The sequence below is a fragment of the Streptomyces sp. LMG1-1-1.1 genome, assembly GCF_040815545.1.
Lineage (GTDB): Bacteria > Actinomycetota > Actinomycetes > Streptomycetales > Streptomycetaceae > Streptomyces.
On the sequence record NZ_JBFPNH010000001.1, the window covers coordinates 209,268 to 223,571 of the forward strand.

13 protein-coding genes are annotated in these 14,304 nt (G+C 70.8%); 6 read left to right on the forward strand and 7 right to left on the reverse strand.

All coding sequences use genetic code 11. The annotated features are described in order from the left end of the window. Positions 1-155: 155 nt before the first annotated feature. The 6 genes from MRBLMG1_RS00770 to MRBLMG1_RS00795 all read left to right on the forward strand — a co-directional run bounded on the left by MRBLMG1_RS00770 (position 156) and on the right by MRBLMG1_RS00795 (position 6,178). Complete coding sequence (locus MRBLMG1_RS00770) at positions 156-974, forward strand: ABC transporter ATP-binding protein (RefSeq protein WP_367819645.1); 819 nt, start codon at positions 156-158, stop codon at positions 972-974. Further along, complete coding sequence (locus MRBLMG1_RS00775; protein ID WP_367819647.1) at positions 971-1,816, forward strand: ABC transporter ATP-binding protein; 846 nt, start codon at positions 971-973, stop codon at positions 1,814-1,816. Before MRBLMG1_RS00770 ends, MRBLMG1_RS00775 begins: the two co-directional genes overlap by 4 nt. Continuing rightward, a complete protein-coding gene (locus MRBLMG1_RS00780; protein ID WP_367819648.1) occupies positions 1,813-2,703 on the forward strand; it encodes a branched-chain amino acid ABC transporter permease in 891 nt (296 codons plus the stop codon). Before MRBLMG1_RS00775 ends, MRBLMG1_RS00780 begins: the two co-directional genes overlap by 4 nt. Then, positions 2,696-3,790: a branched-chain amino acid ABC transporter permease gene (locus MRBLMG1_RS00785; RefSeq protein WP_367819649.1), complete on the forward strand. Its 1,095-nt coding sequence runs from the start codon at positions 2,696-2,698 to the stop codon at positions 3,788-3,790. The genes MRBLMG1_RS00780 and MRBLMG1_RS00785 overlap by 8 nt, the downstream gene beginning before the upstream one ends. Beyond that, positions 3,787-5,052: an ABC transporter substrate-binding protein gene (locus MRBLMG1_RS00790; RefSeq protein ID WP_367819651.1), complete on the forward strand. Its 1,266-nt coding sequence runs from the start codon at positions 3,787-3,789 to the stop codon at positions 5,050-5,052. The genes MRBLMG1_RS00785 and MRBLMG1_RS00790 overlap by 4 nt, the downstream gene beginning before the upstream one ends. Positions 5,053-5,176: 124 nt before the next feature. Beyond that, complete coding sequence (locus MRBLMG1_RS00795) at positions 5,177-6,178, forward strand: GNAT family N-acetyltransferase (RefSeq protein ID WP_367819653.1); 1,002 nt, start codon at positions 5,177-5,179, stop codon at positions 6,176-6,178. A gap of 71 nt (positions 6,179-6,249) precedes the next feature. Here the strand turns inward: MRBLMG1_RS00795 and pssA are convergent, their stop codons facing one another. The 7 genes from pssA to ccrA form a co-directional block, all read right to left on the reverse strand. Further along, the gene (gene pssA, locus MRBLMG1_RS00800; RefSeq protein WP_367820282.1) at positions 6,250-7,116 is read right to left on the reverse strand and encodes a CDP-diacylglycerol--serine O-phosphatidyltransferase; all 867 of its coding nucleotides are present in this window, start codon (positions 7,114-7,116) and stop codon (positions 6,250-6,252) included. Further along, entirely contained in the window at positions 7,109-7,765 is a 657-nt protein-coding gene (locus MRBLMG1_RS00805) for a phosphatidylserine decarboxylase (RefSeq protein ID WP_367819655.1), read from the reverse strand. The genes pssA and MRBLMG1_RS00805 overlap by 8 nt, the downstream gene beginning before the upstream one ends. Before the next feature lie 170 nt (positions 7,766-7,935). Further along, entirely contained in the window at positions 7,936-9,141 is a 1,206-nt protein-coding gene (locus MRBLMG1_RS00810) for an acyl-CoA dehydrogenase family protein (protein WP_015037484.1), read from the reverse strand. 2 nt (positions 9,142-9,143) lie between these two features. Beyond that, a complete protein-coding gene (locus MRBLMG1_RS00815; protein WP_030320137.1) occupies positions 9,144-9,668 on the reverse strand; it encodes a MaoC family dehydratase in 525 nt (174 codons plus the stop codon). 5 nt (positions 9,669-9,673) lie between these two features. Then, a complete protein-coding gene (locus MRBLMG1_RS00820; protein WP_367819658.1) occupies positions 9,674-10,639 on the reverse strand; it encodes an HpcH/HpaI aldolase/citrate lyase family protein in 966 nt (321 codons plus the stop codon). Continuing rightward, on the reverse strand, positions 10,636-12,663 hold the full coding sequence (locus MRBLMG1_RS00825; RefSeq protein WP_367819660.1) for a protein meaA: 2,028 nt from the start codon (positions 12,661-12,663) through the stop codon (positions 10,636-10,638). Before MRBLMG1_RS00825 ends, MRBLMG1_RS00820 begins: the two co-directional genes overlap by 4 nt. A 14-nt stretch (positions 12,664-12,677) precedes the next feature. Continuing rightward, positions 12,678-14,015 carry a crotonyl-CoA carboxylase/reductase gene (ccrA, locus tag MRBLMG1_RS00830; protein WP_367819662.1) on the reverse strand — a complete coding sequence of 446 codons (1,338 nt, stop codon included), beginning with the start codon at positions 14,013-14,015 and terminating at the stop codon, positions 12,678-12,680. Between the last annotated feature and the right edge of the window lie 289 nt (positions 14,016-14,304).

Genomic DNA, 14,304 nt, shown 5'->3' on the forward strand with positions numbered 1-14,304 from the left:
GACGCGCAGCGTTGTGCGCATGCACAGCCCTTCGCCGCGCCCGCTGGTCACCGGCAGCGTTTCGGCCGCGGGGCGTGGACGGGCGGTCGGGGGCGGTGCTGGGGTGAGCGCCACTGAACGGCCGGTGAACAAGGGCGGCCGGGGAAAGGGGAACCATGGGAGGCACCGCACCCGCCCTCCAGGTGACGGACCTGACGGCGGGATACGGGCCCGTGCACGCGCTGCGGCGGGTATCGCTGACCGTGCCGGCCGGCGCCGTCGTCACGGTCCTTGGAGCTAACGGAGCCGGCAAGTCCACGCTGCTGCGGGCCGTCTCGCGCACCTTGCGCTTCCACGGCGGCGCCCTGGTCTCAGGCACGGTGAGCCGCGACGGCCGGCCGCTCGACGGGCTGCCGCCGGACCGGGTCGTCGCGGCCGGCGTCTCGCAGGTGCCCGAGGGCCGCCAGGTCTTCGCCCGGATGTCGGTCGAGGACAACCTGCGGGCGGGCGCGCTCGGCGGGCGCGGCGGCAGGTCGGCGAAGGCGGCCGCGCTGCGGCGGGTCCACGAGCTCTTCCCCGTCCTGGCGGACCGGGCGCGTCAGCAGGCCGGGCTGCTCTCCGGGGGCGAGCAGCAGATGCTCGCCGTCGGTCGCGCGCTGATGGCGGAGCCGGGGCTCCTCCTCCTCGACGAGCCGTCCCTCGGCCTCGCGCCGCTGATGGCGGCCCGGATCGCCGACGCCGTCCGGGAGATCAACGCGCAGGGCACGGCGGTGCTCCTCGTCGAGCAGAACGCGGCGCTCGCGCTGCGGCTCGCCTCCCTCGCGTACGTCCTGGAGGTCGGCGAGGTCACGCTCTCGGGTCCCGCCGCGGAGCTGGCCGCCTCGGACGAGGTCCGCCGCCGCTATCTGGGTGTCGTCGACGAGGCGGCCGCCGCCGATGCCGCCGAGGCACGCGCCGCCCATCCGGTCCTGTCCCGCTGGGAGGAATCCCGATGACGCGCACCCGACCGCCGGGGGAGGAGCCGGAGCCTGTCGGGGCCGCCGCCGCCGTACCGCCCGGGCCCGACGTCCCCGCCCTCGAAGTCCGCGACGTCACCGTCCGGTTCGCCGGGCTGACCGCTCTCGACGGGGTCGGCTTCACGGTGCGGCCGGGCACCGTGCACGCCCTCATCGGACCCAACGGAGCCGGGAAGTCCACGTGCTTCAACGTGCTCTCGGGCGTCTACCGGGCGACCGGGGGCTCGGTCCGGTTCGGCCCGCACGAGCTGACCGCCCTGGCGCCGCACCGGATCGCGGACCTCGGGGTCGGCCGGATCTTCCAGAACCTGGCGCTGCCGCCGCGCGCCACCGTGGAGGACAGCCTGATGCTGGGCCGGCACCGGCTGACCCGGACGGGCTTCCTGGCCGCGGGGCTGCGGCTGCCGTCGGCGGCGCGCGAGGAGGCGAGGCACCGGGCCAGGGTCCGGGAGATCGCGGCCTTCGTGGGCCTGGAGGAGCAGCTGGCGCGGCCCGCGGGCTCGCTGCCGTACGGGCAGCAGAAGCTCGCCGAACTGGCCCGCGCCCTGTGCATGGAGCCGAAGCTGCTGCTGCTCGACGAGCCGGTGGCCGGGATGACGGCCGACGAGCGGCGCCGGACCGCCTCGGTCATCGCGGGGGTCCGCGACAGCCTCGGCATCTCCGTGCTCCTGGTGGAGCACGACATGGGCCTGGTGATGCGGCTCGCCGATTCCGTGACCGTCCTCGACTTCGGCCGCCGGATCGCCGACGGGGCACCCGCCGACGTGCAGAACGACCCGGCGGTCGTCCGCGCCTACCTCGGAGAGGAGACCGCCGCGTGAGCACCTTCGCCGAATTCCTGATCAACGGCGTCTCGCTGGGCTCGATCTACGCCCTCATCGCCCTCGGCTTCGTGGTGATCTTCCGCGCCACGGAGGTCGTGAACTTCGCCCACGCCTCGCTCCTGCTGGCCGGCGGCTACGTCACCGCGGTGCTGCACGACACGATCGGCTTCTGGCCCGCGCTGCTCGCCGGAGTGGCGGGCGCGGCGGTGGTCGGCGCGGCCGTCGAGTTCCTGGTGATGCGCCGGCACCGGGGCGGGGACCACAGCGTCCTCGCGATCGTCACCATCGGTGTCGACATCCTCCTCGCCACGGAGCTGACGCGGCGGATCGGCACCGACATCCTGGCCCTCGGCGATCCGTGGGGCGACGCCGTGGTCACCGTCGGCCCGGTGACGATCGCCGAGACCCGGATCGCGGCGCTCCTCGCCGCCGCCCTGCTGATCACGGCGTTCCTGCTCGCCTTCCGGTACACGTCCTGGGGCGTGGCCATGCGGGCCGCGGCCGAGAGCCAGGAGACCGCCGCCCTGATGGGCATCCGGCTCGGCCGGGTGTCGCTCGGCGCCTGGGCGGTGGCCGGCGCTCTCGCCGCCGTCGCCGCGCTGTTCCTGACGGTCTTCCCCACCCCCGGCCTGGAGCGGGCCACGTCGCTCGCCGCCCTGAAGGCCTTCCCCGCCGCCATCCTCGGCGGCCTCGACTCCACCACGGGCGCCCTCGTCGGCGGGCTGCTCGTCGGCATCACCGAGTCCCTCGCCACCGGCTACCAGGGCGACCTGGCGTTCCTCGGCCGGGGGATCGGCGACGTCGCCCCGTATCTGGTGATGGTCGCGGTGCTGCTGATCCGCCCGGCCGGACTGTTCGGCACGAAGGAGCTCGCGCGTGTCTGAGACCCTCACCCGCCCCGCCGTCCGGGTCCGCACCCGGGTGTACGGCTGGTCCGCCGCGGGCCTCCTGCTCGCCGCGCTCCCGTTCTACCTGGACCGCTTCTGGCTCCAGGCCGGACTGTTCGCGATGGCGGCCGCGCTGGGGGCCGTCGGCATCAACCTGCTGACCGGCGCGACCGGCCAGCTGTCGATGGGGCACGCCTTCTTCCTCGCCGTCGGCGCCTACGGCTACTGCGCCTTCGCCGGCGACGGCGCGGACGGCCTGGCGGGCCTCGGCCTGCCCGGCTGGCTCGCCGCGGTCCTCGCGGTCGCCCTGGCGGGCCTGGCGGGCGGGGTGTTCAGCCCCATCGCGGGGCGGCTGCGCGGCGCGTACCTGGGCATCGCCACCCTCGCGCTGATCTTCATCGGCCAGCACGTGCTGTTCAACGCCCACGACGTCACCGGCGGCTACAACGGCCGCGCCGTGCCCCCGCTCTCCCTCTTCGGCCTCACCTTCGACGACACGGAACTCCTCGTCGCCCAGGTGCCGTTCGGTGCCGTCGAGAAGCTCTGGTACCTGGGGCTCGTGCTGCTCGCCGGCGGTGTCCTCTTCGCCCGCGGGGTGCTCGGCGGGCGTCCCGGGCGGGCGATGAACGCCATCAGGGACCACCGGATCGCCGCCGGCGTCATGGGCATCCCGGTGGCCCGCTACCGCGCCGCCGTCTTCGTCCTGTCGTCCATGTACGCGGGCCTGGCGGGCGTGCTGCTCGCCCTGGTCTTCCAGCGCACCGTGCCCGAGTACTTCGGCATGGCGCTGTCCCTCGAATACCTGGCCATGATCGTCATCGGCGGTCTCGGCTCGGTCGCGGGCGCGGTGGCAGGAGGGGTCTTCGTCTCCCTCCTGCCACAGCTCCTCACCCGCTACAGCGACGCCCTGCCCCTGGTCTCAGCCCCCGGGACGGGCGGGATCGCACCGGGGGAGGCCGCGCGCTACCTGTACGGCGCCGCCGTCGTCGCGGTGGTGCTGTTCCTGCCCGGCGGCCTGGTCCGCCTCGCCGCCCGGACACGCAAGACCCCCACGTCAGACCGACCCTCAGGAGAGGCACGATGAACCACGGACGACAGGCCGTGCGGGGCCTGGCCGCGGCGCTCGCCGCACTGGTCGCGCTCACCGCCGCCGGATGCAGTTCCAAGGCGAAGACCGGTGACGGCAAGGAGACCGGCGCGGGCGGGGTGAAGACCGGCGAGGGCGTCACGGACAAGACGATCTCCCTCGGCGCGCTCACCGACATGACCGGGGTGTACGCGACCCTCGGCAAGAGCGTCACCCAGGCCCAGCAGCTGTACGTGAAGCAGGTCAACGCCGCCGGCGGGATCTGCGGCCGGCAGCTGGAGCTGACGGTCCGCGACCACGGCTACGACCCGCAGAAGGCGCTCGCCGCCTACACCGAGCTGGAGCCGAAGGTCGTCGGCTACACCCAGTTCATCGGCTCCCCGTTCGTCGCCGCCGTCAAGTCCCGCGTCGACGGCCAGGACAAGGGCCTCGTCCTGCCGCAGGCCTGGTCGGCCTCGCTGCTCGGCTCGCCGTACATCCGCGTCCTGGGTGCCACGTACGACGTCGAGACGATCAACGCCGTGGACTTCCTGGTCAAGGACAAGGGCCTGAAGGCGGGCGACAAGCTCGGCCACGTCTACTTCGAGGGCGACTACGGCGAGAACGCGCTCACGGGCTCGAAGTACGCGGCCGGCAAGGCGGGTCTGACCGTCGTCGAGCAGAAGATCAAGCCCACCGACAACGACATGTCGGCGCAGGTCGCCGCCCTCAAGCAGGCCGGGGTCAAGGCCGTCGTCATCAGCGCGGGACCCCGCCAGGCGGCCTCCCTCGTCGGCGTCGCCGCCGCCACCGGCCTCAGGGTGCCGGTCGTCGGCAACAACTCGGCCTTCGCCCCCCAGCTGCTCGGCACCCAGGCCGGGCCCGCCCTGGAGAAGATGTACTGGTTCGCCTCCCCGAGCCTGCCCATCGGCGCGGACACCCCCACCGCGAAGAAGCTCGTCGCCGACTACCAGGCGGCCTACCCGGGCGAGGGCCTCGACAACGGCATCGTCGCCGGCTGGACCGCCGCGAGCGTCTTCGGCGAGGCGCTGAAGAAGGCCTGCGCCGACAAGGACCTCACCCGCGAGGGCGTCGACAAGGCCCTCCTCACCATGAAGGCCCACGACGCCGGCTTCGGCATGACCCACGACCTCGGCGACCCCGAGGCACCGTCGTCCCGCGAGTCCGTCATCCTCCAGCCCGACAAGTCCGTCCCCGGCGGCATGCGCACGGTCCGGCAGCCGTTCGTCTCGGACGCGGCGAAGTCCTACACCCCCTGATCCCGCACCCGGTCCGCCGCCCCGGGCGGACCGGGACCCGCCAGGAACCCGCCCGGGACCCACAGGGTCGCGGGCGCGGGTGATCTTCACGTGCCCGAAACATCTCGGTGTGAAGCTCGGCCCCATGAAGACACGCATCGAGGAGAACCCTTCCCACCCGCGGCTCGCCGACCTGCTCGGCGCCTACCACCTGGTCAACCAGGCGGAGAAGGGGACGGCGGTGGGGACGGTCGCCGAGCTCCCGGCCGTATACCGCGTCGAGGCCGAGGACCCGGCCGCCGCCTTCGCCGCCGACACGGTCCTGCTCGCCACCCCGGCCGGCGCCGACGCGCCGGCCGGCTGCGTCGTCCTCAAGGCCCCCCGCGACGGCCGCGCCCCCGAGATCAAGCGGCTCTGGGTGGCGCCCGAGGCCCGGCGGAAGGGTCTCGCGAGGGCGCTGATGGCCGAGGCCCTGCGCCGGGCCGCCGCGTCCGGAGCACCCGCCGTGCGCCTCACGGTGTGGTCCTGGCGCGACGAGCCGCTCGCCCTCTACCAGAGCCTCGGGTTCGCCACCGTGGCGCCCTGGGACGACCGGCCGGACCTGCTCTGTCTGGAGAGGCCGCTCGACGCCGTGGAGCGGCTGTCCCCCGCGGCCGTGCGCGCCCATGCCGCCGACGGCCTCGCCACGCTCCTCGTCGACGCCGTGGACGGCGGCGCCTCCGTCGGCTTCACGGCACCCCTGGATCCGGCCGAGGCGGCCGCCTGGTGGTCCCGGGTCGCCGAGGAGGCCGCCGAGGGCGTACGGGACGTCTGGGCGGCCCTCGGCCCGGACGGGCTCCCGCTCGGCGTCGTCACCCTCGTCCGCGCGGGCACCGCCAACGGCAGGCACCGCGGCGAGATCGCCCGCCTCCTCGTCCACCGCTCGGCCCGGGGCCGGGGCCTCGGACGGCGCCTGCTCGCCGCGGCCGAGGCGCACGCCGCCGCCAGCGGCCTCACCCTGCTCGTCCTGGACACCCAGACCGACAGCCCCGCCGAGCGCCTCTACCGCGGCGCGGGCTGGACGGCCGCCGGCACCATCCCGGACTTCGCCGCCGACCCGTCCGGCACCCTGCGCCCCACCACGCTCTACTACAAGCGCCTCGGGTAGCGGCCAGGGCACGCGAAAGGGCCCCGGGAGGCGGATCGCCTCCCGGGGCCCTTCTCGTACCGCTTCGTCCGCTAGGGCAGCTGCGCCGTCCGTGCCTCCCGGCTCTCACGCCGGTTGTCGCGGAAGGTGTTCACCCGGCGGGCCGTCGCGAAGAGGGGGATCACGGCGCCCAGCACGACCTGGAGGGCGCAGCCGGTCTGGAGCAGGAACGCCCCGCCCGGAGCGTCGAACGCCCAGGCCGCCAGCATGGCCATCGCACCGACGATCCAGCTGAGCATCGCCACCGCGAGGATGCCCCGCGGCTTCGGGTACTCGACCCGGCTCACCATCAGCCAGGCCACCCCGATGATCGCGAGGAGCGTCGGGATGAACGGCAGCTCGAGGAGCACGATCGAGACGACCGTCAGCGCGCCGAAGGGGCTCGGCATGCCCTGGAACATGCCGTCCTTCATCGTCACGCAGGAGAATCTCGCCAGCCGCAGCACCACCGCGAGCAGCACCACGATCGCGGCCACGGCCGAGACCTTCTGCTGCGCGTCGTCGGCGACCATGCCGTACACGAGCACGAAGTAGGCCGGGGCGAGACCGAAGCTGATCAGGTCCGACAGGTTGTCGAGCTCGGCACCCATCGGCGAGCTGCGGAGCTTGCGCGCCACGATGCCGTCGAAGAGGTCGAAGATCGCCGCGCACAGCATCAGTATCACCGCGGTGGCGGCGCTGTTGCGGGCCATTCCCGTCTCGGTGCTGCCGGTGAGGTGCGGGATCAGGATGCCGGTCGTCGTGAAGTAGACCGCCATGAAGCCACACGTGGCGTTACCGAGCGTGAGGGCGTCCGCTATGGACAGCCTCAGCGACAGCGGCATCTCCTCGGCCTCTTCGGCCGCCTCCGCGTCGGCGTCGGCGCCCCACTCGGAGGCCCGTGTGTCGGGATCAATCACGGTCAATGCGAGTCACCCCCGCGGTCGTGGCCTGCCCGACCTCGACGGCGACCTCGACACCCTCCGGGAGGTAGATGTCGACCCGCGAGCCGAAGCGGATCAGGCCGATCCGGTCACCCTGCTCGACCTTCGTCCCCTGCGGGATGTACGGCACGATGCGCCGTGCGACGGCGCCCGCGATCTGCACCATCTCGATGTCGCCGAGTTCGGTGTCGAAGTGCCAGACAACGCGCTCGTTGTTCTCGCTCTCCTTGTTGAACGCCGGGACGAACCCGCCGGGGACGTGCTCCACGGACGTGACCGTGCCGGCCAGCGGTGCGCGGTTGACGTGCACGTTCAGCGGGCTCATGAAGATGGCGACCCGGGTGCGTCCGTCCTTCCACGGCATGATGCTCTGCACCACACCGTCGGCGGGGGAGATGACCCGGCCCTGAGCGATCTCGCGCTCGGGGTCGCGGAAGAACCACAGCATGCCGGCCGCGAGTGCGGTGGTCGGCACGGCGATGGCCGCGGCGCGCCTCGACTTGCGCGCGCGCACGAGGCTGAGCGCCGCGGTGGCGACGGTCGGGAGGAGCCACGGCGATGCTCCGCGCGCGAGGCGTACGCCGGCAAGGCTGTCGCGGTGTGCAGAGGTTTGGCTGTGGGGCATGGATGACCTTCGTAGCGGATGATGCCGCGCTGGCAACGGGGGGACGGCGGCTTTCCGGCGATGCTATCGGTTGCGGGGCGCAACTGGGCAAGCCAGGAACCGAGTCGACGGCCGGAAGACGAACACAGGGTGTGATCTTCTTCGCGGCCGAAACGACTCAAACGCGACAATCAACCCTGGAATCGGTACTCCTCGAGCAGCCGACGACCAATGATCATTTTCTGGATCTCGGCGGTACCTTCACCGATGAGCAGCATCGGCGCCTCGCGGTAGAGACGCTCGATCTCGTACTCCTTCGAGAACCCGTACCCACCATGAATGCGGAAGGCATCCTCGACGACCTCCTTGCAGTATTCGGAGGCGAGGTACTTCGCCATCCCTGCTTCCAGGTCGTTTCGTTCCCCGGAGTCCTTTTTGCGTGCTGCATTCACCATCATGGCATGAGCGGCCTCGACCTTGGTAGCCATCTCGGCCAGCTTGAACTGAATCGCCTGGTGCTGGGCGATGGCCTTGCCGAAAGTGTGACGTTGCTGGGCATACGAGACACCGAGTTCGAAAGCACGCTGTGCGACACCGCAACCACGGGCCGCCACGTTCACGCGGCCGACCTCGACGCCGTCCATCATTTGGTAAAACCCTCGGCCGGTGACCCCGCCGAGTACCCGATTGGCCGGAATGCGCAGTCCGTCCATGATGAGTTCGGTCGTGTCGACGCCCTTGTAACCCATCTTGTCGATCTTCCCGGGGATGGTGAGGCCGGGGCGGACCTCTCCGAAGCCGGGCTCCTTCTCGACGAGGAAGGTCGTCATCGACTTGTGGGGGGCGGTGCCCTCCGGGTGTCCTTCGTCACTTCGGACGAGAACGGCCACCAGCGTTGACGTTCCACCGTTCGTCAGCCACATCTTCTGGCCGTTGAGGACGTACTCGTCGCCGTCCTTGACCGCCTTGGACGTGATGGCCGACACGTCCGAGCCGAGGCCCGGCTCGGACATCGAGAACGCGCCGCGGGTCTCGCCGGCCGCCATCCGCGGAAGGAAGTAGTCCTTCTGCTCCTGGGTGCCGTGCTGCTTCAGCATGTACGCCACGATGAAGTGGGTGTTGATGATGCCGGAGACCGACATCCAGCCACGGGCGATCTCCTCCACGCACAGCGCGTAGGTGAGCAGCGACTCGCCCAGGCCCCCGTACTCCTCGGGGATCATCAGACCGAAGAGGCCGAGCTCCTTGAGCCCGTCGACGATCTGCTGGGGGTACTCGTCGCGGTGCTCCAGCTCGGTGGCGACCGGGATGATCTCCTTGTCGACGAACTCCCGGACGGTCTTGAGGATCTCCTGCTGGACGTCCGTGAGCCCGGCGGTCTGGGCGAGTCGGGCCATGGCTACTTCTCCGTCTTCTTGGCGGGCTCGATCAGCTCGGGGCGGCCGGGCTGCTCGCCGCCGCGCTCCTTGATGTACGTCTCGGTGGGCACCATCACCTTGCGGCGGAAGACACACACGAGGGTGCCGTCCTGCTTGTAGCCCTTGGTCTCGACGTAGACGATGCCGCGGTCGTTCTTCGACTTCGACGGGGTCTTGTCGAGGACGGTGGTCTCGCCGTAGATCGTGTCGCCGTGGAAGGTCGGCGCCACGTGCCGCAGCGACTCGATCTCCAGGTTGGCGATGGCCTTGCCGGACACGTCCGGCACGGACATGCCGAGCAGCAGGGAGTAGATGTAGTTGCCGACGACGACGTTCTTGCCGAAGTCCGTCGTGTTCTCGGCGTAGTTCACATCCATGTGCAGCGGATGGTGGTTCATCGTCAGCAGACAGAAGAGGTGGTCGTCGTACTCGGTGACCGTCTTCCCGGGCCAGTGCTTGTAGACGGCACCGACTTCGAACTCTTCGTAGGTACGACCGAACTGCATGGTGCTCAGGCCTCCGGGACGTCGAACTTGGTGGTGCGCTGCATGCCGGCGGCGCGGCCCTTGCCGGAGATGACCAGGGCCATCTTGCGCGAGGCCTCGTCGATCATCTCGTCGCCGAGCATCGCGGAGCCCTTCTTGCCGCCCGCCTCGGACGTGTAGTAGTCGTACGCGTCGAGGATCAGCTCGGCGTGGTCGTAGTCCTCCTGCGACGGCGAGAAGATCTCGTTCGCGGCGGCGACCTGGTCCGGGTGGAGCACCCACTTGCCGTCGAAGCCCAGGGCGGCGGCGCGCCGCGCGACGGCCTTGTAGCCCTCCTGGTTGCGGATCTGCAGGTAGGGGCCGTCGATCGCCTGGAGGTTGTTGGCGCGGGCGGCCATCAGGATGCTCATCAGGATGTGGTGGTACGCGTCCGCCGGGTAGCCGGGCGGCTGCTCGCCCACGACCAGCGACTTCATGTTGATGGAGGCCATGAAGTCGGCCGGGCCGAAGATGATCGTCTCGACGCGCTGGGAGGCCTGCGCGATGGCGTTGACGTTGGTGAGGCCCTGGGCGTTCTCGATCTGCGCCTCGATGCCGATCTTGCCGACCTCGAAGCCCATCGTCTTCTCGATCTGGGTCAGCAGCAGGTCGAGCGCCACGATCTGCTGGGCGTCCTGGACCTTCGGCAGCATGATGCAGTCGAGGTTCTGGCCGGCGCCCTCGACGACGGTGACGACGTCACGGTACGTCCAGTGGGTCGTCCAGTCGTTGACGCGGACCACGCGGGTCTTGCCGGTCCAGTCGCCCTCGTTGAGGAACTTCACGATCGTGTGCCGGGCGTCCGGCTTGGCCAGCGGGGCGCAGGCGTCCTCCAGGTCGAGGAAGACCTGGTCCGCGGCGAGGCCCTGGGCCTTCTCCAGGAACCGCGGGTTGGAGCCGGGAACCGCCAGGCAGGAGCGGCGGGGGCGGAGCCGGTTCACGGGGCTGGTCATGCGGGGACCTCCAGGGGGCTGAGCTTGTTAGCTGTCCGGATCTCGTCGACGATACGGCCGATGATCTCCGTGATACCGAAGTCCTTCGGTGTGAAGACGGCGGCCACACCCGCGCGCTTCAGTTCTGCGGCGTCGGCGTTCGGGATGATCCCGCCGACGATGACGGGGATGTCGGTGGCGCCGGCCTCGCGGAGCCGGTCCAGGACGTCGGGGACGAGTTCCGAGTGGGAGCCGGAGAGGATCGACAGACCCACACAGTGCACGTCCTCGGCGAGCGCCGCGTCGACGATCTGCTCGGGGGTCAGCCGGATGCCCTGGTAGACCACCTCGAAACCGGCGTCACGCGCGCGTACGGCGATCTGCTCGGCGCCGTTGGAGTGCCCGTCGAGGCCGGGCTTCCCGACGAGCAGCCGCAGCCGCCCGGAGTTCAGCTCCTCGGCGGTCCGCGCCACCTTCTCCCGTACGACCGCCAGCGGCGTGCCGGCCTCGGCCGTCACGGCGACCGGGGCGGAGGAGACGCCGGTGGGCGCCCGGAACTCGCCGAACACCTCGCGCAGGGCCCCGGTCCACTCGCCGGTGGTGACGCCGGCGCGGGCGCACTCCAGGGTGGCCTCCATGAGGTTGCCGGTGCCCTTGGCGGCCTCCTTGAGGCGTTCGAGGGCCTTGCAGGGGCGCGGGTGGTTGAACGGCGGCTGGTAGCGGTTGTCCCGCCACGACTTCAGCGAGCCGACCACCCGGGCCTCGACGGCCGGGTCGACCGTCATGATCGCGGTGTCCAGGTCGGCGGTGAGGGGGTTCTCCTCCGTCGACTGGAAGATGTTGACGCCGACGATCTTCTCGTCGCCGGCCTCGATCCGGGCGCGCCGCTCGGCGTGCGAGGAGACCAGCTGCGACTTGAGGTAGCCGGACTCGACGGCCGCCATCGCGCCGCCCATCTCCTGGATCCGCCCGATCTCGGCCAGGCACTCCTCGACGAGCGAGTCGACCTTGGCCTCGATGACGTGGGAGCCGGCGAAGATGTCCTCGTACTCCAGCAGGTCGGACTCGTGGGCGAGCACCTGCTGGATGCGGAGCGACCACTGCTGGTCCCACGGCCGGGGGAGGCCGAGGGCCTCGTTCCAGGCGGGGAGCTGGACGGCGCGGGCGCGGGCGTCCTTGGAGAGGGTGACGGCCAGCATCTCGAGCACGATCCGCTGGACGTTGTTCTCCGGCTGGGCCTCGGTCAGGCCGAGCGAGTTGACCTGGACCCCGTAGCGGAACCGGCGCTGCTTCGCGTCCTCGATGCCGTACCGCTCACGGGTGATCTGGTCCCAGATGCGGCCGAAGGCGCGCATCTTGCACATCTCCTCGACGAAGCGGACGCCCGCGTTCACGAAGAAGGAGATGCGGGCGACGACATCGCCGAACCGGTCCTGGGGGATCTGCCCGGAGTCGCGGACGGAGTCGAGCACCGCGATGGCGGTGGACATCGCGTACGCGATCTCCTGGACCGGCGTGGCCCCGGCCTCCTGCAGGTGGTAGCTGCAGATGTTGATCGGGTTCCACTTGGGGATGTTGTTGACCGTGTAGCAGATCATGTCCGTCGTCAGGCGGAGCGACGGGCCGGGCGGGAAGACGTGCGTCCCGCGCGACAGGTACTCCTTGACGATGTCGTTCTGGGTGGTGCCCTGGAGCTTGGTGATGTCCGCACCCTGCTCCTCGGCGGCCACCTGGTAGAGCGCCAGCAGCCACATCGCCGTGGCGTTGATGGTCATCGAGGTGTTCATCTGCTCCAGGGGGATGTCCTGGAACAGCCTGCGCATGTCACCGAGGTGCGAGACGGGGACCCCGACCCGGCCGACCTCGCCGCGGGCGAGGATGTGGTCGGGGTCGTATCCGGTCTGCGTCGGCAGGTCGAAGGCGACCGAGAGGCCGGTCTGACCCTTCGCGAGGTTGCGCCGGTACAGCTCGTTGGACGCCTCGGCGGTGGAGTGACCGGCGTAGGTCCGCATGAGCCACGGCCGGTCCTTCTGGCGCTCAGTCATCTATGGTCCCGGGCTCAGATGTTGCGGAAACGGTTGATGGCGTCGATGTGCTGGGCGCGCATCTCGGGGTCGCGCACGCCCAGGCCCTCCTGCGGGGCGAGGGCGAGGACGCCGACCTTGCCCTGGTGGAGGTTGCGGTGGACGTCGTAGGCGGCCTGGCCGGTGTCCTCCAGGGAGTAGACCTTGGAGAGCGTCGGGTGGATCTTGCCCTTGGCGATCAGGCGGTTGGCCTCCCACGCCTCGCGGTAGTTCGCGAAGTGCGAGCCGACGATCTTCTTGAGGGACATCCACAGGTAGCGGTTGTCGTACTGGTGCATGTAGCCCGAGGTCGAGGCACAGGTGGTGATGGTGCCGCCCTTGCGGGTGACGTACACGGAGGCGCCGAAGGTCTCGCGGCCCGGGTGCTCGAAGACGATGTCGATGTCCTCGCCGCCGGTCAGCTCGCGGATCTTGGAGCCGAAGCGCTTCCACTCCCGCGGGTCCTGGGTGTTCTCGTCCTTCCAGAACTTGTAGCCCTCGGCGTTGCGGTCGATGACCGCCTCGGCGCCCATGGACCGGCAGATGTCGGCCTTCTCGGGGGAGGAGACGACACAGATCGGGTTGGCGCCGCCGGCGAGGGCGAACTGCGTGGCGTACGAGCCGAGGCCGCCGCTCGCGCCCCAGATGAGGACGTTGTCGCCCTGCTTCATGCCGGCGCCGTTGCGGGAGACCAGCTGGCGGTAGGCGGTGGAGTTGACGAGGCCCGGGGCCGCCGCCTCCTCCCAGCTCAGGTGGCCGGGCTTCGGCATGAGCTGGTTCGACTTGACGAGGGCGATCTCCGCCAGGCCGCCGAAGTTGGTCTCGAAGCCCCAGATGCGCTGCTCGGGGTCGAGCATCGTGTCGTTGTGGCCGTCGGAGGACTCCAGCTCGACCGAGAGGCAGTGCGCGACGACCTCGTCGCCCGGGTTCCAGGCGTTGACGCCCGGGCCCGTGCGCAGGACGACGCCCGCGAGGTCGGAGCCGATGACGTGGTACGGCAGGTCGTGGCGCTTGGTGAGCTCGGAGAGGCGGCCGTAGCGCTCCAGGAAGCCGAAGGTCGACACCGGCTCGAAGATCGAGGTCCAGACCGAGTTGTAGTTGACGGAGCTCGCCATGACGGCCACGAGCGCCTCGCCCGGGCCGAGCTCCGGGAGCGCCACGTCGTCGAGGTGGAGCGACTTGCGCGGGTCCTTGTCGCGGCTGGCGACGCCGGCGAACATCTCGGCCTCGTCCTTGTGGACGGTCACGGCCCGGTAGGACTCGGGGAGCGGGATGTTCGCGAAGTCGGCGGACGTGGCGTCCTGCGACTGGATCGCGGCCAGGATTTCCTTCACGGGTTGCCTCCGGCGGTGAGCGTCCTGAGGGAGGGACGCCTGGGGGTTACGGCGGTGAGTGCTGCTGCTGTGGAGGTGTGCCGTCGGTTCGGCTGGGTGGTGCGGTGGCTGCGCTGTGTGGTGGAGCGCGGGGTGCCTGTGACGCAGGCGTCCGGGCGCACGAGCCGGGGGTCCCCCCTGCCCGAGGAGCACGGGGGCGGCTTGTGGGGACAGCCGGCGCACGAGGTGTGATCTCTGCGCGCCGGCCACCCGGACAACATCAACGTATGGCACGCCGTGTCACCTGACA